This is a genomic window from Sutcliffiella deserti (genome assembly GCF_020037475.1).
GTDB classification, from domain to species: domain Bacteria; phylum Bacillota; class Bacilli; order Bacillales; family Bacillaceae_I; genus Sutcliffiella_A; species Sutcliffiella_A deserti.
Window position 1 is genome coordinate 39,489 of sequence record NZ_JAIQDB010000008.1, and the last position, 26,240, is coordinate 65,728.

Sequence of the window (26,240 nt, forward strand, 5' to 3'; positions counted from 1 at the left end):
TCAAAAAACTCCCGCAAGTCCTAAGACCCACGAGAGCATCATCCCTTACTCTTATATCCAACATCAACCGTCACACCAGATTATATTGACCGACGTTCTATGTGGAAGCTCCGATACTATCAGGCCAATCAAGTGCCGCTTCTGATGTTTGGTCCAAAAACAGCTTGTTATTATCAGGTATATGATTTACGAATAGTAGATAATTATCGAATTTCCCATATAATCGCATATGGAAAACTATTGATATTACAAAATATAGCATTTCTTGAAGCAGGAAAAAGGAGCAACCGACTTATTATAATAACTCTCCCTATTCTAACTTACTTTGAGTATACTTTAATTTTATACTTAATCTTTTCTTAAAACGATTATTTTGGTATGGGTTCAAAATCCAACAAATCACTTATATCGTCGTATTCTTCATACTCATCATATGCTTCATTCTCATCTTCTACTTGTTGATCAATAATTCCAATTTTACCGATTATTTTATTTTGATTTTTAGTAGGTTTAAATTCAAGGTCCTCAAGCAGTTTAAAGAAATCACCTTCAAGTTCTTCTTCATCGAGTAGATGGTTGTCTTTATTAAACTCATCCCTCTTCTTACTTGTTTCATTCCATTTTTTTAGAACAACTTCTTTTGCTTCAGAAGGGAATTGATTGATACATTCTTCAACAATCTCTTTAGAATATAAATACTCCCATTTAATTAATAACATTATTAACCTTGATATCAATCCTCTGCTATATAGATGATTAGCGATATTTACTGCATGTGCTAAAGACCATCGCTGTGTACAAAGCCCACCTATAACTTCAAGAAATTTTTGAGGATTTTTGTTATTTAATGCACTATAAACAAAGCGATCTAATGTGTGATTGAATATAAGTTTGTTTGGTAGCTCAAGTTCCTTATTATTTAAATTGTAAAGATTAATCATCTTTTCGATAATTTTTTTGCAAGCGATGTTTATACTTTCTTTTTTCGTAGAGGCTTTACCTGTCCCCTCTAAGTACTTTCCTCCATTAGCAAAAAAAGTAGACACTATTACTTCATGCTTGGATTGATGAGCGGGACCACTTGAAATTAGTTTTTTTGCCTTTGTCTCAATTCTCAGTTCTTGTATTAAAATTTGAAGGTAACTCCTATAGTCCACAGCTGATGAGTTATTGTCAAAAGACGCAATAATAAAGGTATGAATAAATGGCTTGATATTTTCAAATAATCCTTCATTATTCTGTTCTAGATTTTTTATAAACATTGCACCAACTAAAGTTTGTACGATATCAGCTCTAATTGCTAGTGAGTTTAGATCATTTGTAGTAGAAATTTTAATTGATTTATAAGTTGAATCAGGCAAGCAAGTACTTAAATGTTTTTTTGATACAAGACTACCCGTTAATTCCATTAAGCGGCTATACATTCCATTTGCCATATTCACAAAATCTTTAAGAATATATTCACCAAGCATAAAAGGGATGACAATAGCTCCAACCCAAGCAAAATATGATGGTTTTTCCATCGTACTTAGCCTTTTCTCATTCGCAAATGATTTATGGGTTAAGCATATATCTAATTCAACAAGACATATATCATCTTTTGATAAATTAAGATTTTTATATACTTGCATTAACTCAATTTCCCTACTTTTTGTAATCCTTAAATTCCCTTTTGCTTTTTGAACAGGTTGTTTCCTTTCTTTCGAAAAAATCATTGCTTTGCTGTTTTCAAACCAATTTTGTGCGGCAATTTGTTGTGCTTTTTTCTTTGAGTTTGCAACTCCCAAACCTTCATACCCATTTACACTTACCTTAACTGTAAATTGACGGTCATGAGGAGGTCCTTCTTCCTTTAACATTTCATATATAATAGATTCTGAGGTAATTTTCTGTTTTTGAACATGTTCCTGTAAAGCGGATTTATAATCAATCTGTATATCTACATTTTTACTTACTTTATAAAAAGGATAAATGATTTCCTCAAGTCCTTTAAAACCTACTTGTTTATATATATGATAAAAGAGAATTAAACAATGCTCTAAATAACGTTCCTTTTTATAGGTTAATTCCCCTTTACCAATATACATGAAATCATTCAGATTATTTTTATCGTAAAACTGAATTAAAATCTCATCCTTGTATTGAGCGAGTTTTTCATTAATTTCTTTATGATTTATTGTTTCTTCCTTTGCAATTAAGGATGCAAGAACTAGATGATAAATTAACTTCCCAGTGTGGGTATAAGCCTTTTGGATTTCTATTTGATGTTTTTCAATTCTAATTTCATTAGAATAACTTGCATGATATAAACATTCATTTAAGATATGAGGATCCATATTTACACCTAATTGATTCTTTAATTTTTCCCCATTCATAGAAACCACACTCCAATCTTTTATGCTTTCACTTTATGTTAAGTGGAAAAACAACAATTATCAGTAGCCTAATGGATATATTAATTTCTTGTTGGTTTGTTATCAAACTCAACAAAATCTTCTATATCATCTTCACTGAAACCTAATATGTTATCTTTAGAATTCTCTCCACTATTATTAAAAGCTTTTACTTTTTCAGCTAATTCATTTCGTTCCTGCTCAACCACACTTAAATCATTCTTAACGTTTTCAAGCTCCTTTATTATTCTTTCAACTTCAACTGAGTTCTCTTCGCTGTTCTTTTCTACTTGTTCCCTTTCTTTATTGTCCAGTTCTCTTTCTAATATATTTAGTCTTTTTTCATACTCATCCTTCATATGAAGAATTTTCAGGTCATATTCTCTTTTTAGTTCTTCCTTTATTTTTTCCCCAATGGAGTTTTGTTCATTTTCAAGTATGTTTACTTTTCTTTCAAGGTTATCTTTTATTTTTTCCAATTCTTCTTTTTCTTTACGTACCTCGCCAAGTGAAAGTCCTAATTTTCCAAGTTCTTTTTTTGTTTGATCTAGTTTTGTAGTTAGTGTATCAACGTTTTTGGATAGTGTTCTATTATCTTTTAAAAATGCCTGGTGTTGTGATTCTTTTGTTTTGATTTCCTGACTTAGATTTTCTTTTTCTTTGGTTAGCTTTTCTGTTTTCTCTTGCTCTTGTTGATAAAGAGTTTTATATTCTCCATATTGGCCCAATTCTGTTATTTGATTAGCAACCAAGTCAATTAAACTGGAAGCTAACCGCAAGTTTTCTTCAGGCTTTCGCTCAATATCTTCAGACAAATTTAGTTCCCCCGATTCAACTACATTTTCAACTTTTTTCTCATCAACTTTATCCCAATCAACACCATAGCCATTCAACTGAACTCCTGTTTCATAATAGAACTGTACGGTAAAATCCCTCATAATTAATTGAATTAGTTCCTTAAGCTCCCCATTATTATAAAAACGTAGAAGGTTAACAGCAGCAAATACTGGGATATCTTTATCTTGAATTAAGCTTCTAATCTCTTCGTCCCATTGCTCTAATGAAAATGAAGAAAGATCTGTTTTAATAAAGGTTTTAAGTGTCTTTATTTGAATATCATCCCATTTTTGAACTAAGTAATTATAAAAGTTATAGTTTTCCAGTAAATGTGGTGATACTAGCCTAACTAATTCTTCTTGATTAAACTTATTAAGTTTAAGTTCAGCGGGGAGAATACCCGCTTTTTTTAGAATCTTAAATTCATTCCTTAAAGTGAAGACTAAGGATTCATTATCTAAGCATTGTAAAAGGGCTGCATCTAGATATTGATTCTGTATTCCTTCCACTTCTATATAAGGAAACCTTTTACTTTTGTTACTTTTTTTACCTATCAAACTCTTCCCCATGTTTAACCACTCTTTTCCCTTTAATCTTCTTGTCTAATAGTGGAGATTCTACCTTTCTCTTTTCTCATATTCTTAATAATTTGGTCTAATTCTCGGACAATTCTTGGGTTAGTCTCTTCTTTTCTTGCTTGATATAGAATATCCTGAGAAAGAATTTCTCTTCGTTTATTTACATGTTTCCCAATCAATCGGTATATTTCAATTTTTAATGCAGGTATTGGGTTTTGATCAAGTTTCTTCTTTAATATTGGACCAACTTCTCGTGGTAATAGGTTTGCACGTTGGAGAGCAGTTACCAATAGAATTGCTTTTTCATCAGGACAGCTAAGTATTTGCTCCCCCATCTTGACAATGAGTTTAAAAGACATTGTTGCTAAATACTTTTGAAGTATATACTGTTCTTCTTCATCTCCATCTATTAATAGATTTATATAGTTACCAAATGCCTCTTGATCACCTAACCGAACTAAACAATTAAGAGCATCCAAATATAATTTGTTTCTTTTTTCATTTAAAAATGGTTTAATCGTCAGCATTAGGTTCATGTTTTGCTCAACCAGATACGGGATTGCTCCAAGACATTCTCCTTTTATCCTCAAATCTGAAGTAGTTTTTAATTCTTCCATAATTAGTGGGATGAGAGAGTTATCATTTGTATGACTAAATCCTCTTATGATGGCACGCCTCTTACTAGGATACTTTTGAAAAGCTTCCTTTAATAAATTTGTGGCAAATGACATTCTTAATCCACCTAGTGTCATACAAATTGGAATTAACCTATTTTCATCAGTCTCCTTTTCTAAGACTTCTGTTAGTACTGGAATCGCATCCTCTTTAAAGGAGCGAAGTGCAATTGTAAATATAGGTCTTAAGGGCTTCTTATCACCATCAAGGTATGCATTAAATACATATTTAACAGCCTCTGGACCAAAATCAGAAAAACGAGGTGCTAATTGAATCGCCTTGTCAATCAAATCATTTCTATTAACATCTACATCGTTAATAGCCTTAATTAAGGGGTTAACAGAATCTTTATCTCTAATACTCAAAATCGCCTCTAATCCCATACTAAAGAATTCAGGATTACGCATATGTTGTAAGATGCTATTTACAGCTTCTCTTTCACGAATAGCTCCTGCCCCTAGAATAGCCAATGAAATATGTTGATTACTGTTTGCTTTTTCAAGTACTGCCTTAATAATTTTACGTCCCTTTAAACTTCTTGCGGTAAGTCGGCTTAAAAGATGAACAAGCTCATGTTTTCGGTTTTCATCCGACAGGTCAAATTTACGACATTCTCTAAAAATCACTGTAACTGCTTTATCCCCAAACTTTTCCACCTCTTTGGTAGCATTCTTTCTTTTGGAGATGTCATCGCTATAAGCCATTATTTCTAGAGCATCTAGTATGATTGTGTAATCCTTCTCATCTAAGTCGTAATCTAAGTTCTCAAAGGATATATCAACATATCCTATCCTGCCAAGATATTCTATCTCAACCAGTTTTTCATTCCCTTCTTCATGAGCTGGACCTGATAATGACGAAAAGAAATCATCATCAATTCCCTCACTTTCCTCTTCTTGTTCTGCCTGTTTCAATAACTCTTTTCGTATAAGTTCGTTTTCTTCGTCTGAAAACACTTCTTTTTCTTTGATAGATTCTTTAGGTAACTCTTTCTTTAGTTCATTTAACTTTTGAAGGATGTTTACTGACATGCGATCTTGTAATGACATTATCACCATCTCCTAATTACTTTATCTTATTGATTTTCTCTTGTTTTGCCTTTATTGATTCAATCTCTTCAACAGTAAATTCTCTTGCTCCGATATTCACGTCAATTACTTCTGTTTCGTCTTCCTCGAGCCAAGCCTTAACAGATACTTCACGTTCTTTATTACATTCTACTTTTAGTACTAATTTTGAGTTAACTGCTACTGGTTTTTTGAAATTTACAATCGCAGATTTTAGCTTTTTAGTATGAATTGATTTAGCTGATGTTGCGGTGAATAATTCCAATTGCATTGCATTAACTTTAGTTGTATTACTAGGACCCGTGACTATAAATCTATCTTCAATAATGCGTTCAAATGGAAGTTTTGTTCCTTTTTCTAGTAATGCTACAGGATCTGCTCCAATTACATCAATATAAACATTATTTGGAACAGTGTTGGTGAATACCACTTCTTGACCTGAAATTTCTGTGTCAGCGATTTGCAATTTATCGCTTGATTTAAAATTTATATTGTCAATTTGATGGTGATAAATAGCTGCTCCTCGACTTACCGCAAACATTGGATTAATTGACTTAATTGGTTTGCTTCGACGGCCTAAGATTTCATATATACGCTCCTGTATGGTGTGATAAAATGTCATACCACCTACAAGGAATACCGCATCAATGTCCTCCATGGACATTTTTCCGATTTTTGAATGCTCAAGTGCATTCAGAATTGGCTCTTCAATATTTTTACCTTGTTTACTTTTTTCTTTATAAAGTAAATCTTCAATAATTTCGTCATACTCTTTCTTAGTGATTGATAGAGTTGTTACAAATTCCTTTGGTAATTGAGAAGATAACATTTCTCGATAAGTAATGTTGTTGAACTTTTCTTTATTTTCAAAATAGTCTATTTGCATTGTGCGAAGTTGATTTTCGATCTTGGTACTAAAACTCTTTTTAGCTCTTTCAGCAAAATCAAGAAGGTTTTCCAAAAGGCGTAGAATTTCTTTTTTATCATAGTTCGTTTTTAATTGGTTTGGAGTTACTCCTATTTGTTTTAATAGTTTTCTTCTTAGTTCAATTGCAACCTTTTTATCAAAATCAAGGCCACCTAATTCCGTGTACTGAGAAATAGATAGTTCTTGGATATCGATTCCCCCATTTTCCCCTTCTCCTACTTGTAAAATGGAAACGTCACAAGTACCTCCACCTAGATCAAATACCATTAAATTCTTTTTTCCATCTTCTAGTTTCAAACGACGTGCAGATGTTGCCATTTTCTTTTCTTCATTAAGAAAGTCTATTAGAGCAGCTGTCGGTTCGGGAATCATATGAATTTTTTCTTTATCAAATCCGCTTAAGACTCCTGCTAATTTTGTTGCTTGTTGTTGCTGGAAGTTAAAATTGGCTGGAATGGTAATTACTACACTATCAATCTTTTCACCACCATAATACTCCTCAGCTTGTGCTTTTAAGATTTTTAATACATAAGATGAGACAGTTTCAGGACGTATAGATTCCCCGTCTCCATCTATTTCCCATGAAACATCATCTCCAATATATCGTTTTGCTTCCTTTATTACACGTTGTGGATACACGCCATTCATCCTCTTTGAAAATCTTCCTACATATGGATGCCCTTGATCGTCAATATAAAGGACTGATGGAAGAGTCGGATCTAAAGTAATGGCGTTACCACTCTCATCTACTTGAGCAACCTCTAAAGTGTGAGCATCTATATCTCCTCTAACAGTTAAGTTTGCAACACTTACTGTAGAATTAGTTGTACCTAAATCAATTCCAATATATCTTTGTGACATGTTAATTCTCCTCCTTAACTTGTGTAACTAATGGCTGAACAATTACAATGCCATTCATCGTCCAACCGTATTTCAATAATTTAACTAGAATCTCTTTGTTAGGACTCTCGATTGGTCCGTCTATCCTATAATTTTTTATTAGCTCATCCTTTTGTATTTTGAATAATTCACCTAAATTATGGCCACCATTAAATTCCTCTAATCCAATTGCAAGACTTAAACTAGAGAATAGATTAACCAATCGTCCAGAGCTAATATTTGGATTGTCTGGTATTTTCCCTTGACTCTCCTCAAACAAGTCAGATAATAAGTAATTACTACTCTCTCCACCGATTGCTTGAAGAACAGTTCTATATGCTTTTTCCTCCGCCTGCGCTACTTTTTCCCGTTCCTGATTTAAAGCTATCTGCAAGCGATTTACCTCTTCCTCGGCAATCGCTAGTCTATGAGTGGAATTCATATTTTCTATAACCGAAGTCTTCTTTTCATTATCTAATAATGTAATCTGGGTGATTGCATGTTGTAAGGAACCAAAAGCTTGTTCTAATGAAGTAAGGATTTCGTCTCTTGGAGTAATTTCACAACCTATTTCTTTTGCAGTATTTTCAATACCAACTGTTTCCGCCGATGAATCCTTATAACCCATAAATTCATCCTTATCTTCCACAGCATTGGTTATATCTTCATTTTTTTCTAATTCTTTAGGTGTTAACGAATTTGGAGAATTGTTTTCAATTAAGTTATCTACTTCATAATCATCAGTTTTTACTTCTCTTGAATTTGGGGTTTCCAATAAACGCTTTAACTCTATTAAAGCTTCCGTTTCTTCCTCTTCCTTTAGAGAATCAAGTAAAATAGATTTTATACCTTCAGCAAATACGAGATTATCCAGCCTCATGTTTCGCTTATATTTGCCCATTTGCGGGAAACTCATCAAATTCTTATTCTTTCTGAATGCAAAACCTAATCTTTCAAATGAGTCTTGGTTTTCTGCTACTTTCCAATTCTCAAAGAATCTTGGCATAATGGCTTCCAACATAGTTCGCACACTAGCAAATTTTTTAGGATGACATTTGCATATTAGATAACGTACCAATAAATCTATAAATACTCTTGAATTGTTGTTAAAGGCTTTATAACTTTGTAGGTCCCCATCACAGACAGAAGCAAAAGCCTTTCGTGAATTTGGAAATTTAAAGTTAAGGACATACAAAAAGGATAAAACAACTGATGAATTCACTTTTATTCCTTTCGCTTGGTTCCAGGACTCTGAGATAATTTCAGACACTCTTTCGGAGTCATCTATTACAATATTTTCATATATTTGTTTCTCTACTTCGGCTTGAAGTTCCCAAAAAAAGATATTACGTTGATTAAATTCTTTAAGATTTAGTGTCTCTAAAACATTAAGGATTTCTTCTTCAGAAACTTTCTTAATGCTTGATAATAGATCCTTATCGGACTTTCCATAATTCCTTAAAACAGCTTCTATTACTTGTGATTTAATATCCATATTTCCTCCTAGTTCTTATATAAGTTATATCTTCTTCCATTAAAAGCTGGAATAACTTCAATCTCCTCTTTAAGGTTTGATAGTAGTTCTATTAAAGATGGATAGATTTTTTCTCCCTTAACAATTGTCTGAATTGGTTCAAATCGTTTTTCGTGTTCTCCATGCATAAGGAATACTTTTTTGGGTTGTAAATCGACAATTAGCTGTAAAATTTGTTCCCTGCTTGCATGAGCTGATAACCTAAACGATTCAATTCTTGCACGGACAACTTTATCACTTCCATTAACTTTTACAGAAGATTCATCTTCTATTTTTGATGTTTGAAGAATGTGTTGACCTGGGCTCTCTTCATCCATATAGCCTGTAAAGGAGATTGCATTTCGCTCTTCTTCAATTAAGTATTCTGCATACCGTGCAGATGCACTATAATCAGTTAGCATACCTGAACTTGCAACAATACAGTTGTTTCCTGGAGAAATGAAATCTTCTATGAAGTTATTAAACGTAAAATTACTGCCTCTACGATTTGAATAAATGTATTGTGCAGCTTGCACTCCTCCTCCCAAAAAAATCTGTTCTTCATCTTCGTTTTGATAATATGTTGGATTAATATACTGATGCTTCTCCGCATATCTTTGGTAGACTTGGCATACATCCGTTACCCTACCATCCAAGAAAAGATTAAAAGGGAGATATTTTTCCTCTCTAAAAGCTTCTCTCAAAATAAGAATAATTTCTTGCGCACGACCAACCGCAAAAGAGGGAATTAACATAGAACCAGCCTTATCCATTGTACGTTTGACCGATTCCAAAAATAGATGTTCCTGTCTTGGTCTAGCGACACTTGCATTAGTTGGAAGGAATCCATAAGTAGACTCTGTAATTAAAATATCGACCTTTAAACTTTCAGGTAAATTCATTCCCTTAACAGTTTTTTGATCATCGACTGAATAATCCCCAGTAAAAAGTATGGAAATACCTTTTAACTCAATGTGAATTGCCCCAGCTCCTAATATATGTCCCGATGGATAGTATGTTATTTTCCATGTATCGTTTTGAGTTTGTATTTGAAAAGTTTGATAGAAATCTATAGTTTTAATAGAAAATAATGCCCTCTGTACATCCTCCTCACTATACATATTAATATTAGATTCTTGTGCAATTCGAACTGTATCTGTGAGTAATAACTTCATTAAACTAGTTGTCGCTTCCGTTGCATACATTGGTAAATTGGGATTGAGTTTATGAACAAAAGGTACTGCACCTGTATGATCCATATGTGCATGTGAGATTAACAGGGCATCAACATCATCAAAAGTAATTCCTTTTTCAAACATTGGTGAATAATCAGGGTGGTATGGATCCTCATTTAAATGCATTCCAGCATCTAATAATAAGTTATTACCTTTTATACTAATTAAAATTGATGTGCCCCCGATTTTTTGACCTCCACCAAGAAACGTTACGTGGCAATCTTTTAAGTCCAATTTTGTTTCTGTATTACTTAACTGTTTAGAAGCATTCCAGTATGCTTTTATTGCTTCTGTTCGATCTGCATGCTTTGGAAATTCCAATTTCCAAAAGTTTCTCAAATTCTGTGGTAGGTTAGATTTTAAGTAGTTTCCATATAAAAGGGTTGTCAATAAATCATTAGGTGACTTTAAACGATCCTGCTCTATTCCGTCATACCAATTGGGATGACTACTCATCCTCTTGATTAACCTAATATAACTATTCCGTTTCTTTTCAAGTGCTTCATCTGCAAAACAATTATTTTGTAGTTGTTCCACAGTATTTTTAGTAAGGACATTTTGTGATAGTTCCTTATAAAAATGTCCAATGAACTTCACATCTCCAGTAATCTTAGAATCTATTATCGCCCACTCTTCTCGTGTAACAAAATTAGATATTTCATCCAAAACAATAGCCCAATATACGATATCCTGCTCTCTAGATAGTCGTTCATTATTTAAATAAATTAGCTTTCTTAAATGAAAACGGGCCTGTGTATAGTTCTTATAGAGAAACTCTATTTCAACTAAGTTGAGAACAGTATCAATATAAAGTTTGTATTCAGTAGAATTCCTACGAAATTCTCGATCCATCCTATCTGCTATTTCAAGTGAAATCATATAAGCTTTATCTTTTTTACCTTCAAAAAACAGATACCTAGCTATATAGAGTTGTATTTCAGTAACATATTCAATACCAGGTTGGGTAAGTAGCCATTCCAAGTAACTTATATCCCCTCTTAGCTTTTCCCATGAAGTAATAAACAAAGGGGCAAGGACCTGTATACTGCCAGAGGTCTCAATTGCTAGTTTACTAGCTTCAAAAACAATATCGTATTCTTTTTGTGAATGATAAAATTTACTGATTCTAGTAAGTCCTTCAATATCTAGCAGTTGTATATTTATTTTGAGTAAATCATAATATTTTTTTGCCTCTTTTTTAAATCCTCTGTTCTCAAGAAATATTGCCTCTTGCAAACATTCCTCAATGTTTTTTGACATTTCCGACCACCCACCAGATATAGCTTTTAATAGTAAAATGTTCCTGATTAAATTTTACCAAATACTCGCTATATTTAATACATTTATTAACAACTTTCTGCTTTTTTCCATTTTATTCGACAACTCCTAAATAATAAAAAAATAGACAACCGAAAAGTTCTGCTTTCGGTTGTCTATTTTTAAATTTTTAGATATTAAGTCTTCGGCCAGTTAAAATCTTTATTATAAAATGATTGTTTTAATTTAATTAAATCATGTTCCCACTCAGTTATGGAGTTTCTATTCCTAATTAATCCATTCTTCATGCTTTTTCTACCTCGCACTAAAAAAGCAATAGTATAAACAACTTTCTTAAGCCCAAGCTGTGGTACTGCTTTTTTAGAAAGTATTTCCCACCGCTTTTGTCGTGTTAGTCCTGTAATTTGATAACCAATTTTTTTTAAATCACTATTATTTCTTAGTTCCTTTTCACTTAATGGACTAGTAGCTTCTGAAATCTCAGTTGATGGCCATTTAAATAGTGCTAAGTTATTCTCTTGGAAAACACTCTCACTAATGGGCTCTCTTACATCAAACCAGAGATTGGTAGACTTGTTAATCTCTTTAACCATATCCTCTGTTATATAGTGTTTGCCTGTATTTTGACTAAATAAAGAATCTACTACTATTTCTTTTCTCACAATAAAATCTTGTTTGTTTTTATAAAGATTTAAAATAACATTTTCCTTAATTAAATAATTTATTAAATCTGTATACACTTTCATAATTGTATTGGGTATATAATAAAGTTGGTTTGTTCTTTTGAGACTTTGTTGTTCTAAAATCACCACCTCCTGCTTTACTTCATCTAGAAAGTTGGTTTGAAGTTTAGATAATTGTTGATATATCTTTTCTGAAATCCATTTAAAATGATTCTCATTAAAAATAGTTTGTTTAAGTTTTAGATCCTCTATTCTATCCCTACCAATTTGATAAGGGGTTTCTTTATTGATAATACTGTAAAGGGTGTTATATAAATTTATTTCTGGGGAATGTAATAATAAGAATTCCCTTCCTATTTTAGCTTTATTAACAAGCTCAATATCTAGTTCATTTAAGTATGAGTAGAATAATATTCTAGTGAATTCCGTTTCTGATACATTAGCATCTAGGAAAAGCCAATCATCTACTAAGTTATTCATTATCTTTGAGAATATCTCTTTATGGTTATAATCCAATATACAATCTATATATTTCAATATAATTATTGGTTCATTATTATCCATAATTAAATCATGGAAATAATCATAAAATCTCTCCAAATAGTCAAAAATCACATCGTGGTATTCTGAATATATAAGGTCATGTATAAATTGAAGAACAGATAAATACTTTTTATTTCTTTCTTCAATAACTCCATATTCCTTATCCATAATCTGATTTAAAACTTCAATTATAATTGGTGTCCATTTTTTCACATCAATAGTATCAGAAAACTGCAATGATATAATATGCTTGCTCCAATTAAGAACGAAGTCATATTCTCCTTGTTTCAATAATTTGTGTGCTAACTCTAACCTATTGGTAATATTGTCTTCATTATTTTCAGCTAAAAACAACTGAATAGCTTTAAAAGACGTGTTTTTTAACATGTAACTAAACAAAGATTGTAGTGTTGAATCCATTAAATTAGTTTTTTCCAATTCCATCTGTTGTTTATTGTTTGCCATTACAAGTCTTTCAATTTCTTCATTTAGCTTTTGAATCTCCAATTCATAGTCAACGTAAGCATTATCTAATTTATATAGGAGTTCCTGAACCATCTTATTATTAGCTTTTAGCACATATAACACCTCGTTCTAATTCGCTTCAATTTACTAATTTACATGTACACAAGTAGTATTAATACCATTATAAATGAAATTGTTTACAAAGTTGAAGATTATTGTTCGAAGTAAAAAAGTGTAAACAAAGGGGAACAATTTCCTTTATTTTAAGAAATATTGTTCCCCTTTTATAACCACAACCTCCCCCAGCCCTGGATCTACCTAATCGTCTTCTTAGCAAACACTGTAGGCGTTGTATGAGCTGGCGCTACAATTACCGGCCACCAAAACGGCGTGCCGTTCCATCCATTTTCTTTTAGCCCGTTCTGTCTTAAGAGAATAACTGCTGGTATATCTTGTGCTATATCTCGTGCAATACGTAGTTCACCTTTTTCGCCTTTAGGTGTGTCTGGTGAATTCTCATAGACTCCATTAGAATCAACTCTTTTAATATTACGATTTTGTTTGGTTACCACCCATACATTACCCGACAGTTCAGTTTCTTGTTCATAGGATAAATAATCGAGAATTGACTCATATTCTTCTAGATCCCAATCATACCCATCTTCCATGATAAGAGTTGAATGAATTATGGAGAGAATATATTTGACTTCATCCACAGGCATTAAGAAATAACCCTTACTCTTATCATGGGTTTGAGATTTATACTCTGCCTGCTCTAACAACTTATCTATCATCTCAACTTTTGACTTTATATGAGTTTTATAGCCGGTTTGGAAGCCAATTGGTAATAAACGTTTTTTGGGCTTTATAATAGAAATATTAGATAAGAGTATCTTATTAGGACTACATGGGATTATTTGATTAAGACCATCTTTTTGGATAAATACAACCCCTTGTTGATGTCCACCTTTTTCAAAAGCATTACGGAGCTCACTGTCAAACTCATGCATTCTCTTCATGACATTGTATATTTTTTGCGTTGTATAGAATCTTGTGACGGCTACATCTTCAATCGGTCTTGCACCATACATTCTTGAATGTTGTAATACGGTATCCTGTTGGAATGTCTTAGGATTACGACCATAATAAAAACCAATTAAATTCCCAATTGTTACACCACGATCTAAAATCTGGCCCCCAATAAAAATATTGAAAGGAGAGCGAAGTCTGAGTTGCCCAGTTTCATCAAGTAACTCATTAACGTCTTTTTCAGAGTTAACGATAGAGATAATTAGATATTCATCAACTAATGCTTCTTTAACTATCTCAATAGTTTCCTCAATAGTAGGTTGAGATATATCTATTGTTGATAAAGAATCCTTTAGATTGTTATAAGACTCTTTGATAAGAGAATAAAACAATTCATCATCAACTATGGCCACGTCTCTAAGTTGTTCCTCAATACCAATAACTACATTCTCCTGCCATGCATGGGCGGCTTTTCCTCTTTCAGTATGAATAATGAATGAGTATTTTAAGAGTTTTTCACCCATTTGTGACTGTTGCCATCTCCTGATTGAAGCACCAACTAAAAAGTTCACTATTGCTTTACGGATACCGGCAACTGATTTACTAGTTAAGAGATCATTGTTTTTAACCCGTCTTCTATCTTGCTTTTTGAGGACATCTAATTCCTTTTCAAGTACTTCTTGGTATAAAAACGATGCCATATGACCCTCTATCTCTGACTTTTCAAAGTACATGTCTCCGCCTACATATTTATCATGGATAGGCACTAATTCAGTAAAGGCTGGTCGTATTGGTTGAAACGACTTATGTTCGTGAACAGCCATGTCTTCTGGCTGAAGGTAAAGAGAGTATGGTGTTGCTGTTACTTGCAAAAATGAAGTAGAGGATAACTGATTTCTAAGACTATCAATCTTTCCAGCTATAACCTTCATCTCTGTTATGTTTGACTCTTTATTGTTTTCATAGGCAACACTTGCAAAGTCCGCCTCATCATCAATAAATAAGATACGCTTATTAGCAAGGTCCGGATATGTCTCGAATAAAGCATCATAGATTCTATCCAAATTTTTTGTCTCTTTTTTTACGATAAAAGCAAGTTTTTGAGAAAGGTCATATTTTCTTAGATTAGTTGGTAATGACATGATATCAAATATTCGCATTTGATCATCTTCAACAAGTTCACTAAACTCTCTTGATAGACGCTCGTATGTTTGTTTTACAAGAGCGTTCGAAACCTTAGTAAAAATTATAACTAAATCGTATCCATTATCATATGCAAGCCCCATTACACCAATAAACGTTCTAGTCTTACCGGATTGAATTTTACCTAGTAACATACCTGGGCGATTCGAAGTTGTTGGTTCACTAATTAGGTTTGTAACGGTACTTTCTATAGTACCTTTTAGGTTTTCATCATAATTATTTTGTTCATTTAAGTAATTGTAGAACATTCCATTTTTCTTTATATTTACTTTAGTTTTAGTATTCAAGGTAATAATCTCCTCCCCACAATATCCTTTAAAATAATTTAAGAACAAAATCATTAACCATTGGTCTGTGTTACTTTCTTATGCAGCACTAAATATACAAACGGTATATTTACTCAAAATTGATTATATGATTGTCAGAAATAGCCTGTTGAAGATCATAAGTATAAGTAAACCCCTCTAATTCCAGAATTCTTAAGACCTTATGATAATTAAAGTTAAACTAGCCAGAATTGAAATACTCCGCTTAGTTAGACAAGTACTGGTATTACCATTTGATTTAAAAAGTAACTCTGATGAATCATCCCCGTTGCAAACATGTTAAGCTTCTCCTCTGCCCAGTTGGTGTTTAAAAAGTAAACCAATAATTTAGGTAAGATAACTGCACCTTTAGGTTGAAAATTAGCAAGGTTATGATTTGCCAGTGCTCCCCTCTTTTTCCTTCTCTCTTCCATTCGCTGTAAGGCTTAATTCTTAACGAATAGTTTTAGAGTAAGTGTTTATTAGGAATTCTGAAAAAGCTAAAGCATCATCTTGTACTTTACCTACATCCCATCTTTCACTGGATAGACGTTTTATTCCTTTTAGAACAAAACCGACTCTTTCCTTTTTTACTTCCCAATCATAAGCAAAGCTGATTTCTTGACTAGCAAGTTTAATAAGATGTTGAACCTCTCCTAATTGGTCTCCGTTAAACCATATCTTTGCAGCTTCTCTTCCATGACCATCACAACTCATAGATGTATATAATCCGACTTTATTCAAAGAAAATACTAAACATGCAATACCGTAGTCTAAGTGGGAGATAGGAAGGCCATTTCTGGAACTCTCCTGAAATAACATAGGTAGATGAATCGTTCTGTTATACCATAGATCATCATTATAGCTAGCAGTTTCTATTTTAGTTAAAATACTGTCAGGGATAGAGGAATTCGATTTCACTAGAATTCCTCTATTACCTACTTCTAAAGAGAGTTCAAGAGAAGATAGAAGGGAAACCATCCCAAAATAATTCGAACTTGAAAACCAGCTATCTAAGACAAGTTCACCCTCAAGAATATCCACCCAAAAGCCACGTCTACGCAAACTATTTCTAAGGTCTATTAAGTGCCTCTTTTTCATATTAATCATTTCCTTTCTTATTTAGTTCTTTTGTAGCGCAGCCCCAAAACCTAGTTTTTGATATGCTTCTAAATATTGCTCTTTTCTATTTTCATTTGCTTGACGTATTAAATCATCAGCTTCTTCTAATTGTCTTACCATTTCATTCTGCTGTTCTAATGGAACTAATGGTACTTCAATCGACTTAATATCACTTGGTGTTAAGACTGTCGCTACTGAGCCACTTTGATTTACTTCAAAGTAATACTGGCCTACAGGACTCTCTAAGAAACGTTTAATATAAATTGGATTTACATCACTAGTAGAAGGAATGCGTATAATAATAAACATATTTGAAACTAAATATTCCCCTTCATACTCTGGTACAATTGCAATTTTTTGCTGAGTACCTCTACTTGAAACTAATATATCACCTGGTTTAGCTGTTACTCGATCTATGTCTCGGGTTTGAATTGGAAATTTATCAACTTTCCCGAAATTTATTTCCCCATTCTCTACATCTCGTATTTGAATAACCGGATAACCTTCACCATTTTGGGCTTCTATCTGTCTACGGCTCGGCAAGTTAACTCCTCTTATAATGCCAGCTATTTTATCCATTTGAACTAATGATTTAGTTTCTGTTTCATATTTCCTTTTGTTGAAAACAATCTTTCCTAGTTCAGTATCAAGTTCTACATTTACAAAGTAGAGAGAAGGATTGAGATCGAACTTATTCTCTGAAACCTCATCTATTGAAACAATTCTTGAATATCTCTCTTTATTTTCATATGCATCAACACTAGCTGTGACTTTAGAAATATGTTCTTGATTTAAAAACTTTTGTGTTCTAGTTCTTTCATAGTCACCTTCAGCGTTTATAAACTGTATTTTGCCTTTTTTATCTGTAGGTTTGTTTTTGTTTAAAATAAGAAGAGCAACTTGAATTCCTGTTCCGCTAAACAAATTGGTAGGAAGTGAGATGATTGTTTCAACTACATCATCCTTTAGTAAAATCGAGCGAATTTTTCTTTCTGTGGCTCCTCTTACAAGAGTCCCAAATGGTACAACTATTGCCGCTTTTCCTGTATTTTTTAATGCTGCTAATGCGTGAAGAATAAATGCATAATCACCTTGTGACTTTGAAGGGACTCCATACAATTCAAATCGACCAAACGGATCATTAACGGCGAATTCATACCCCCAGTCCCTAACCCCGAATGGATAATTAGTTAGCACATAATCAAACTGTTTTATCCGATTATTATCTAACCACTTTGGATCACTTATTGTGTCCCCTAACTTGATATCTCCCTTCTCTGGGAGGATGTTGTTTATAAATAAATTCAGCTTTCCTATAATAAAGAGCTCTTCGTTAATTTCTTGGCCGAATAATGATACTTCTCCTCCCTGCTGCTTTGCAAAGTTATAAGCAGAAACTGTTATATTTGAAATTCCAGCTGTCGCATCATAAACTGTTCCAGTACTTATCTTTAGAGATTGAATCATTAATTGGATAAGTCCTGGTGGGGTCAAATCAAGTCCCTTTGAGCCTCCGAATATCTCATCAATTAGTGTATTAAAAAACTCTACAACCGCCTCGTGATTTCGATACTCTTCTCTAGTCAATCCATACCTTTCGAAAAGAACAACCATTTTGTATAGATTATTCCCATCAATCCTGTCAAAGGTTTTATTTAAAAACACACCCGCTAATGTCGGCTCAACCATTTCGATTTTCTGATAAAGTTTGGTTAGTGTATTTTTCACACTCATTTGGTTACTGCGTAGTTCTTCTCTACTCACAATTTCAACTAATTCATTCTGAAATTTTGTATGTTCCATTGCAAAGAATAAAGAGTGTAATTTAAACACTTCTAATGCAAAATTGCCTTCAATTTCTCTTTTACCAAACTGACTTTCCAACTCTTCATTAAATGTAAGTGCTTTTTCTCTCAACATAATAATACCTCCTAAATTTCTTATAAAAGTATTTTTAATTCCTTTTTGTTTAAGATGCAAAAAAAGAGACTTTATTTTGAAATACCTCAATTGCTGAATTTATTGCTCCTGAAACACCTCTGCTTCTTGGGTAGGTCACAGGTACTTCATACTTCTTCGACAACTCCTTAACTTCCCACATCGTTTTATGAGAACATGCAGATTGTAACAAAACAACGCAATCTGATTGTTTGACTAATTTTTCAAATACTGAAGTACTTGCCCTTTTTATTATACCATCATGAAACAATACATTATAGTTTCCTTTTCTCTTACCTAGCTCTTGAAAAGTTCTTTCATTAAATCCACCTATTACAAGTATCGTTTTCTTCACCTTATTACCTCCCTAAAAGATGTTATGTATTTTACTGGTTGGTAACTTCTGCATTTATAATATAACATTTAACAAAATTCTTGTAAAGGGTATTTAAAATTCTTTTTAATAAAAATTATAATTCTTAAAATTTTTATTGCGGTATTTTTTAAGAAAATATATTTCTCAGATTCCTTTTCCCTTGACAATTAGGCCGTATTTATTAAAACGTTACCTTTGTATACTTGTTGATTTTATGAAAATCTTCTGAGCCTTTGCAGGTTCATTCACTAACAACGTAATCCTCCTAGTCTCCTCTTTTGTATAATTATTTTAAGGATCTCACGAAGAATTTTCCTAGCGCCGACAAATTCTGGATAGTTTTGATTACAGATAAGATGATATTGATCAATCACACTCAACTGAAGTTGATTCAGGTTAAATTTATTTCATAATGGGATAACAAACTTTTTATTATAGTCACTTGATTGGAATCTTTTAATACATTCAGACCCAATTTGGAATGCTTATTGGTTTTTACATTTAGAATTACGATATTATCGTTATAGATGGCTGCGCCACAGAGTTCACAATGGGCCTTGAAATTCACTTCAAACCTGGTGATGATACCTACATCAATCCACTCCAACATGGCATCATCTTATAAATCTGATACAATTCTCCCAATAATACCTTCAACAAAAATAGGTCAGGTTTACACATAATCATCTCACCCTTATGTTTATTATCTATACCTATCAAACTCGTTCTTAATTTCACACGCCCCTATTAAAACAATCTTCTGGATTAGGGAAGGTTTATATGTAAAATTAAAAACACCACTAACAATAGTCGAATATATATCTTCAACAGTTTATTAGCGGTGTTCTCAATAAGTTTATCAAGTAATTACCACATATTTAGTTGGCAATACTCCTATTTATTTCAGTAAGTGAGCGAAAATTACACTACCTTTATTCTTTGTTATTTCCATGAAGACTTCAGCATCTTCTAGTGTATCGAACACTTCCCTAATAAGTCTTCCGTTAGAAATTCCTATTTCACTTCCCACCTTATAATTAACGATATACTTCTTAGTATTTCCTTCAGTGCGTACTAATAATTCTGGCATATTTGTTTCCTCCATATTCCATATGTTTTTTGTGATAGTTGCGACAAATACTCTATTTATATTTTTTATTGTTATATGTTTACAACTACGGTAATTTGTCTACAATGAATAATAATTAAACGGTTACACGTATAGCGAGGTATACCTATCTATACGTATGACCGTACCCTTTCCTTGAAAAGGCCTTGATATCAAGACCTTTTCCATAAGGTACAGTGAGCGTTTAAATTAAACTATATTTTTCTGCGGTAATCTAAACACTCACACTGCTAAATCTGCGGTAATGTGACTAATCCACTTTTCAAGGTCAATGAATGGAGTAATTCTATAATCAATTGATGCATTCATTGTTGTTAGATTTAGCTCAACTTTATCAATTAAAAATAATGATAAGCTTCGTAATTCAAGATCATTTAAGGTATTACTCGTATGATCAAAGAAATTCATAAAGATTATATCCAGCTCACTTGGATTAAGCAATTTTTCAATTTTCTCAGATAGCTCTTCTAATTCTGATCCTTTTTCAGAAAGTCGATTATGTGTAAAAGCAATAGAATTAGCAAGCTCCATTTCTTCAGGGGTGGTAACGTTGACAACAAATCTTTCTTGTTCCTTTACATGCTGAATTGCTTTTGTTACGTTATCCTGTTTTTGTCTCAATATTTTTTTCCATTTTTTCAACATGTTTACTGCTTCTTTTTTCATGACAATACTGTTTTTTGACAAGTGCTCGAAGATCTTTTTAAAGACAAAATCATGTACTTTTTCAGCAGCCACAAACTTTTTACAATTTGCACATCGATATACATACTTTTGTATGTCACTTTTACTTTTACCGGATGTAAAATTCTTTGAAGTTAGTGGTGCATTGCAATTCTTGCATTCAAGTAAATTTTTCAGAGTAAATGGTGTATCCATGTTTCTACCATATTGGTTTTTAAAGATCTTCATCTGCTTAACAGTTTCTGCTAAATGCAAAGGTATAATTGCTTTATGGTTGTTTTGAAAGAGATCTATCTGGTCTATTTCATTCCTTGCACTGTTTGAACGACTTTGACGTACATTCCAAGTCAGATGCCCCTGATAAAAGAGATTCTGTGTGATTTTATCAATCATAGATGCTACCCATGTTTTACCTTTTGGTGAAGGAATACCACCCTCTTCTAACAGTGTAGCTATAAATTTATTGCTATACCCAAAACTAGACAAGTAATGAATTAAGTAAACGATGTCAGCCTTATTTTCAGTATTGTCGATGACTACTTCGCCATTTTCATCCTTAGCATATCCATAAGGAAGCTGTGAACCAGGTCTTGTTGGTTTTTGACCGTCTGAAGGGTATAGGCAACTTTGCTGATATCGAATTGTTCTATCTTTTTTGTATGCAGATTCATCCCTATAGATTAACAGCTTTGCTTGTATATGTGGTTTAGAAGGATTCCATTCACCCGGCTCACTTGTGCTAAAGAACTTTAGTGTTGGTTTATCCTCTTTTAATGGATCATGGGCATCTCTGACAAAATCCTTCACTTGACGGCTAACACGACTTTCTTCACAAAAGAAAATTGCTCCTGCAAATATTTCTGATGAAGCGCATTCAAAGAGTACTTTCATCCACGGGCGATTAATAGCATCTTTATGTGTAGCGGATACCGCTTTGTCCATACACCAAAGGATGATATAGTAACCTTCTTGATTCGCCTTATTTTCTATTTGCCTCTTTTGAATAATAATAGAGTTGTTGCCATCTTGTTTTTTGTCCGAATATCGAATATATCCGATTGCAGGCTTGAGATTTGTTTCCAAAACTATACCTTTAAACGGTGGGAAACATTGATCTTTATCAAATGCGCCTATTATATTCAGAATGATACCTTTAAACTCATCTTGTAGAGTTAATATAGTTTCAATAACACTAACCTGGTGGTCTTTTTTTAGACTGTCTTTAGGCAAGTTTATCCACTCCTAAAAATTCTGCTAGATATATCTCAAGTTCAACCTCGTCAATAGAAACAGTTACTTGCTTAATCATAAAGTTAACAAACAAATGTAGTTTTTCCTTACTCATTTCTTGAATTAACCTTGATCTCATTACATTAATCAAATCATTTACTAGTGATTGCGTATTAGTCAGGTCTACAATTTGACTGTTTAAACTCTCTATTTCAGCAAGCATGCCTCTGACTTTATCCATATGTTGATCGATATTTTTTTGATTATTCGGTTCATAATTCAAAACAAATTTTTCCCGTATATTCATTAGTTCATTACCAAGCTCTTTCTTCTTTTTACTCAATGCTTTAATAGTTTTGTTAATCACCCTTCTACAGACAACCTTTAAATCTTCCTCCCGAAAAGAACTAATTGCTGCAGTTACTGTTTCCGTTAAATTCTGACTAACTTCCTTTGTTGTAATACAAACTTTCTTGTGTTTGGGGCACTTGTAGTAAGCTGATTCACCTACTTTTGTATTTTTGTGAACCATTTTCTTGCCACACTCTTTGCATATTGGAGTGACATAAGATTGTTCTCTAGATGTAATTATGCTATCAATGAAATTTTGTTCAAACTTGTCTAGAACACTTTGAACTCTCTTATACAAATCCAAGTCAATAATTGGTTCTACATGCTCTAATAGGTAGAAGTGTGGACCCTTTTGATAATGACCTGCATAGAATGGGGAACGGAAGAACTTCCAGACATCCTCTACACCATTTCTGTTCAATTCCTTTTTATGTCTTAAAATAAGGTCTAGAAGCTCATCATAACCATTAACCAAAGAGGTACTTTCAAATGCCTTTATGATTTTGTAGTGGTACCTCTCATCAACGTAATACTTCTTATCCTTACTTTTCACATATCCGAACTTCGCGGGAGGATTCATATTATGAACATCTTGAAGCCTTGCCTTAATATTTGCTCCCTCACTCTGAATTTGTATCCCATAAATCCCCTCGATTAAATAATCCTTACTAAAAGGAGGAGTTTCTGTACATGTAAAGAATACATCGATATCCGGGGCATAAAATATATCAACAATCTCACTGTACTCAAAAAAGTTTCTCGCTAGTCTACAACGAGTGAAGACAAGTACACAAGTAACTTGACCCGATTTCACAGCGTTTAACAGTCTCATTAACTGTGGTCTATTTTCCATAACTACTTTATTAGCAGAAAGAGCATGCTCATTAAAGAATTCCACTTCACTTATCGGAATGCCGTTAGCTTCCAACCATTTCTTTGCCGCCTCTTTTTGGAGACTCTCACTCTGTGAGCTACCACTTACACGGATATAAACTCCATATCTCTTTTTGAGTCTTATTTCTTCAACTTTGTAATGGTTTGTAGAATGTTTCACATTATGACTGAGCAATTTATTGTCCTTACTATTCTTCTTTTGATTAACCACTAAAATCTAATCCCCTCTTGATATGATCTTGTTTAATCTGCTTTGATTTGTACGTAAGAGTTCAGCCTTTATAGTTGGATGTATATCCAGTTGGTCTAGAATAATCTTTTCCATCACTCTATACATCCATAAATCTGTTTCACTACTGTTTTCTTCAGAATAAGTAATCTTAACAACTTTTCCTTTTTGACCCATTGATCCATTCACCTCCCGACAATTTATTAAGATGATTGACGGGAAAGGCAAATTTCATACTATACTATTGTAATTTTATGATTTACTAGTTTTAAATTCTAATTGAAGCTGGTATTCAGTCTTCCTTTTATCTGTGCGTTGACGTTCTAAAACTACCTTTTCAGTCTTACTGCCAGGAAGACCTAACTTAACAAAAGTCAAATGCACTTACTTCACCTCAATTCTGTTTGTTACTTGATCTACATAAATTTGTATTACCCTTTTAGGAATACCAACTTTTTCAGAGTTGACTAGCAATAACTCAAAGAATTCTTTTCTCTTATCCTTCATTTATGTTTCCTCCCGCTTGACTACTGTTTATGTATCTTTTGGCTATCTAATGTTTCGAGCAACTTGTTGAGTAAGAAGTAAATTGAAGAACTCCTGCATACTACTACTCTTGTTTGGTAAATGAATTCTGTGTTCCACTAAGTTATCACTTAGCTTTAAATTAAACTGGTTAACTGTTTCTTTTTTGGAATATCTGATTACTCTTTCTGAATGCATAACTGCTTCTCCTTTTGATGTAAAATCCGCAAACAAGTCGTCATCTCCTTTATGTTTTAACAAGGTTACCTAAATCTTCTAAATCAAAATAATAATTAATATCTTTGATTTTTCGGTCTTTAGGTTTTTCACCTGTTTCTATATGGATTTCTCTAATAACACTGTGAAAGAACATCTTCTTTTCATCATCTGAGATTGTAAGATAAAAATCTTTAAAGTTTGTAATTGTAAACATAATAATATCCATGATAGATTTACTACGCTTAAACTTTAATTGCTTTTTAATGTCATCAAGAATTGATTTTTTCTTGTTGATTCCCTCTTGCTTAGTAACTAATTGTTCCTTTAACATGTCAGCATCAAGGTTAAGGGCATCATCATTAAACAAATCTATTATTGTTACCATTTCTTTTTGGAGTTTTTTTATCTCTTTATTTAAACTATTCACTTCTTCTTCCAAAGGCTTAAGCTCATAGTCTAAATTGTCCTTAGTAGTTTCATATAATAATGTTGGTAAAACCTCGTCTTTAAGATGATACAAGAAATCTTGGAGTACATGATCTTCCGCATATTCTTTGTTTACGAGATTAGAAGAACACACATTTGTACCACTATTTTTGTTTTTGCTACATTGATAATACTTATACCTTTGACCACTGTTTCCTTGGACCATTGATGAACCACATTCTGGGCATTTAAGCAGCCCCGAAAGTGGATATGAACCTGGATGGACTTTTGCTGGCATATAACTTCTTGTTCGCATAACTTCACTTGTTTTATCCCACAAGGATTTTTCAATAATAGGCACATGCTTACCTTTTGTGTATTCACCCCTCCATTTAATATTTCCCATGTAAAGCTGGTTCTGTAATATAGTTTTAACGGCGTTGATAGTCCACTCTTTATCATATTTTGTCCTAACCCCTTGCATGTTAAGGTTAGCGGCTATCCTTCTGTATCCCCAGTTGTCTATAGCATATTTTTCAAAGATATATTTAACTATGCTCGCTTCTTCTGAAACTATAGATAGTTCCTTATTATAAGTTTCATATCCATAGACCCTACCACCTAAGAAATCCCCATTTTCCGCTTTTTTCTCCATACCTAACCCTGTTCTGAAGGAAATAAACTCCCGTTCTAACTGAGCAACTAAGGACATAACATGAACAAGTATTTCTGCTTTAGGATCCTCGGTATTTATATTATCTGCTATCGAAATAAGGTGAACATCAGCTTCGTTTAGCCGCCTCATAATATATAAAGTATCTAATGTATCTCGTGATAAGCGGTCTTGTTTAAGGACAATGATGTAGTCTATTTCTTCTTCTTTACTAAGTGCTCTGTGGTACATTTCTTTAAATCCATCTCTACCTTCAAATGACTTTGCAGACTTAAGTTCATCAGTATAGATATCAACCAGTTCAATATTATTTCGTTCGCAATATTTGATTATTTCTTCCTCTTGCTTTTCCAACGAAGTGTTTCCATAATCTTCTTCAGGTCTTGGACTTATTCTTTTGTACGCCAAAGCTCGTTTTCTGCTCATTAGATATTCTTCCATTATTTATCATCCACTTTAGTTTCAAGTAAATTTGAATACTTAATGATTAAGTCCGAAAAGTAGCACAAGAAATCAGATGCTTGTACCTTATGCAAATCTTTATCCTTAGCTAGTATCGTTTCGTAATGTTGCTTGTAGTCAGGTTTGATTTTCCTTGCCATTTCTAACACCCTTTTCGATTTTTTCCACAAAAAAAGGCACCAGTAATAATACGATGCAGGTACGAAACCCATCGATTAATACTGGTGCTTCCAGATTTTGGTAAATTTAATTTTAGATTACTCTAATTGATGCTATATAACTATTAAATAGACTGATTTATTACTTGAAAATATTAAAACTATATACTTCTAATAAGACTTTACAATAATGATGGTTTCTTTGTCAAACAT

At 32.9% G+C, this 26,240-nt stretch carries 20 protein-coding genes; all 20 read right to left on the reverse strand.

Annotated elements, in window-relative coordinates:
• Positions 1-368: 368 nt before the first annotated feature.
• Positions 369-2,375, reverse strand: coding sequence for a putative dsRNA-binding protein (locus K9B36_RS13375; RefSeq protein ID WP_223702715.1), 2,007 nt, complete (start codon positions 2,373-2,375; stop codon positions 369-371).
• Positions 2,376-2,455: 80 nt separating this feature from the next.
• A complete protein-coding gene (locus K9B36_RS13380) occupies positions 2,456-3,787 on the reverse strand; it encodes a coiled-coil domain-containing protein (protein ID WP_223702716.1) in 1,332 nt (443 codons plus the stop codon).
• A gap of 32 nt (positions 3,788-3,819) precedes the next feature.
• Positions 3,820-5,532, reverse strand: a complete 1,713-nt coding sequence (locus K9B36_RS13385) for a hypothetical protein (RefSeq protein WP_223702718.1) — start codon at positions 5,530-5,532, stop codon at positions 3,820-3,822.
• 16 nt (positions 5,533-5,548) lie between these two features.
• Positions 5,549-7,339, reverse strand: coding sequence for an Hsp70 family protein (locus tag K9B36_RS13390; RefSeq protein ID WP_223702719.1), 1,791 nt, complete (start codon positions 7,337-7,339; stop codon positions 5,549-5,551).
• Position 7,340: 1 nt separating this feature from the next.
• Positions 7,341-8,852: a hypothetical protein gene (locus tag K9B36_RS13395; protein WP_223702720.1), complete on the reverse strand. Its 1,512-nt coding sequence runs from the start codon at positions 8,850-8,852 to the stop codon at positions 7,341-7,343.
• An 8-nt stretch (positions 8,853-8,860) separates the two neighbouring features.
• On the reverse strand, positions 8,861-11,365 hold the full coding sequence (locus tag K9B36_RS13400; RefSeq protein WP_223702721.1) for an MBL fold metallo-hydrolase: 2,505 nt from the start codon (positions 11,363-11,365) through the stop codon (positions 8,861-8,863).
• 194 nt (positions 11,366-11,559) lie between these two features.
• On the reverse strand, positions 11,560-13,188 hold the full coding sequence (locus tag K9B36_RS13405; protein ID WP_223702722.1) for a hypothetical protein: 1,629 nt from the start codon (positions 13,186-13,188) through the stop codon (positions 11,560-11,562).
• Positions 13,189-13,388: 200 nt separating this feature from the next.
• Complete coding sequence (locus K9B36_RS13410; RefSeq protein WP_317889877.1) at positions 13,389-15,593, reverse strand: Z1 domain-containing protein; 2,205 nt, start codon at positions 15,591-15,593, stop codon at positions 13,389-13,391.
• 471 nt (positions 15,594-16,064) lie between these two features.
• Positions 16,065-16,712 (reverse strand): hypothetical protein, encoded by a 648-nt coding sequence (locus tag K9B36_RS13415; RefSeq protein WP_223702723.1) that lies wholly within the window; start codon positions 16,710-16,712, stop codon positions 16,065-16,067.
• 21 nt (positions 16,713-16,733) lie between these two features.
• Positions 16,734-18,653: an N-6 DNA methylase gene (locus K9B36_RS13420; RefSeq protein WP_223702725.1), complete on the reverse strand. Its 1,920-nt coding sequence runs from the start codon at positions 18,651-18,653 to the stop codon at positions 16,734-16,736.
• 49 nt (positions 18,654-18,702) lie between these two features.
• Complete coding sequence (locus tag K9B36_RS13425; RefSeq protein ID WP_223702727.1) at positions 18,703-19,026, reverse strand: DUF2325 domain-containing protein; 324 nt, start codon at positions 19,024-19,026, stop codon at positions 18,703-18,705.
• Positions 19,027-19,438: 412 nt separating this feature from the next.
• Positions 19,439-19,657, reverse strand: a complete 219-nt coding sequence (locus K9B36_RS13430) for a hypothetical protein (RefSeq protein ID WP_223702729.1) — start codon at positions 19,655-19,657, stop codon at positions 19,439-19,441.
• A gap of 288 nt (positions 19,658-19,945) precedes the next feature.
• Positions 19,946-20,137: a hypothetical protein gene (locus K9B36_RS13435; protein ID WP_223702731.1), complete on the reverse strand. Its 192-nt coding sequence runs from the start codon at positions 20,135-20,137 to the stop codon at positions 19,946-19,948.
• Between the two features lie 261 nt (positions 20,138-20,398).
• Positions 20,399-22,090, reverse strand: coding sequence for a recombinase family protein (locus K9B36_RS13440; protein WP_223702732.1), 1,692 nt, complete (start codon positions 22,088-22,090; stop codon positions 20,399-20,401).
• Positions 22,083-23,546, reverse strand: coding sequence for a recombinase family protein (locus K9B36_RS13445; RefSeq protein ID WP_223702733.1), 1,464 nt, complete (start codon positions 23,544-23,546; stop codon positions 22,083-22,085). The genes K9B36_RS13440 and K9B36_RS13445 overlap by 8 nt, the downstream gene beginning before the upstream one ends.
• Positions 23,547-23,552: 6 nt before the next feature.
• Positions 23,553-23,741: a hypothetical protein gene (locus K9B36_RS13450; protein ID WP_223702734.1), complete on the reverse strand. Its 189-nt coding sequence runs from the start codon at positions 23,739-23,741 to the stop codon at positions 23,553-23,555.
• Between the two features lie 207 nt (positions 23,742-23,948).
• Positions 23,949-24,071, reverse strand: coding sequence for a hypothetical protein (locus K9B36_RS16910; protein ID WP_263399372.1), 123 nt, complete (start codon positions 24,069-24,071; stop codon positions 23,949-23,951).
• Between the two features lie 42 nt (positions 24,072-24,113).
• Positions 24,114-24,287 carry a hypothetical protein gene (locus tag K9B36_RS13455; protein ID WP_223702735.1) on the reverse strand — a complete coding sequence of 58 codons (174 nt, stop codon included), beginning with the start codon at positions 24,285-24,287 and terminating at the stop codon, positions 24,114-24,116.
• Positions 24,288-24,336: 49 nt separating this feature from the next.
• Positions 24,337-25,848, reverse strand: a complete 1,512-nt coding sequence (locus tag K9B36_RS13460) for a recombinase family protein (RefSeq protein ID WP_223702736.1) — start codon at positions 25,846-25,848, stop codon at positions 24,337-24,339.
• Positions 25,848-26,009: a hypothetical protein gene (locus tag K9B36_RS13465; protein WP_223702737.1), complete on the reverse strand. Its 162-nt coding sequence runs from the start codon at positions 26,007-26,009 to the stop codon at positions 25,848-25,850. Before K9B36_RS13465 ends, K9B36_RS13460 begins: the two co-directional genes overlap by 1 nt.
• Positions 26,010-26,240 lie beyond the last annotated feature (231 nt).

Excerpts from the sequence above, each read along its gene's own strand:
- K9B36_RS13375 (WP_223702715.1), bottom strand. The coding sequence starts at position 2,375 with ATGAATGGGGAAAAATTAAAGAATCAATTAGGTGTAAATATGGATCCT.
- K9B36_RS13385 (WP_223702718.1), bottom strand. The coding sequence starts at position 5,532 with ATGTCATTACAAGATCGCATGTCAGTAAACATCCTTCAAAAGTTAAAT.
- K9B36_RS13390 (WP_223702719.1), bottom strand. The coding sequence starts at position 7,339 with ATGTCACAAAGATATATTGGAATTGATTTAGGTACAACTAATTCTACA.
- K9B36_RS13395 (WP_223702720.1), bottom strand. The coding sequence starts at position 8,852 with ATGGATATTAAATCACAAGTAATAGAAGCTGTTTTAAGGAATTATGGA.
- K9B36_RS13400 (WP_223702721.1), bottom strand. The coding sequence starts at position 11,365 with ATGTCAAAAAACATTGAGGAATGTTTGCAAGAGGCAATATTTCTTGAG.
- K9B36_RS13415 (WP_223702723.1), bottom strand. The coding sequence starts at position 16,712 with ATGAAAAAGAGGCACTTAATAGACCTTAGAAATAGTTTGCGTAGACGT.
- K9B36_RS13420 (WP_223702725.1), bottom strand. The coding sequence starts at position 18,653 with ATGTTGAGAGAAAAAGCACTTACATTTAATGAAGAGTTGGAAAGTCAG.
- K9B36_RS13430 (WP_223702729.1), bottom strand. The coding sequence starts at position 19,657 with ATGTTGGAGTGGATTGATGTAGGTATCATCACCAGGTTTGAAGTGAAT.
- K9B36_RS13435 (WP_223702731.1), bottom strand. The coding sequence starts at position 20,137 with ATGCCAGAATTATTAGTACGCACTGAAGGAAATACTAAGAAGTATATC.
- K9B36_RS13450 (WP_223702734.1), bottom strand. The coding sequence starts at position 23,741 with ATGGGTCAAAAAGGAAAAGTTGTTAAGATTACTTATTCTGAAGAAAAC.
- K9B36_RS16910 (WP_263399372.1), bottom strand. The coding sequence starts at position 24,071 with ATGAAGGATAAGAGAAAAGAATTCTTTGAGTTATTGCTAGTCAACTCT.
- K9B36_RS13455 (WP_223702735.1), bottom strand. The coding sequence starts at position 24,287 with ATGCATTCAGAAAGAGTAATCAGATATTCCAAAAAAGAAACAGTTAAC.
- K9B36_RS13460 (WP_223702736.1), bottom strand. The coding sequence starts at position 25,848 with ATGGAAGAATATCTAATGAGCAGAAAACGAGCTTTGGCGTACAAAAGA.
- K9B36_RS13465 (WP_223702737.1), bottom strand. The coding sequence starts at position 26,009 with ATGGCAAGGAAAATCAAACCTGACTACAAGCAACATTACGAAACGATA.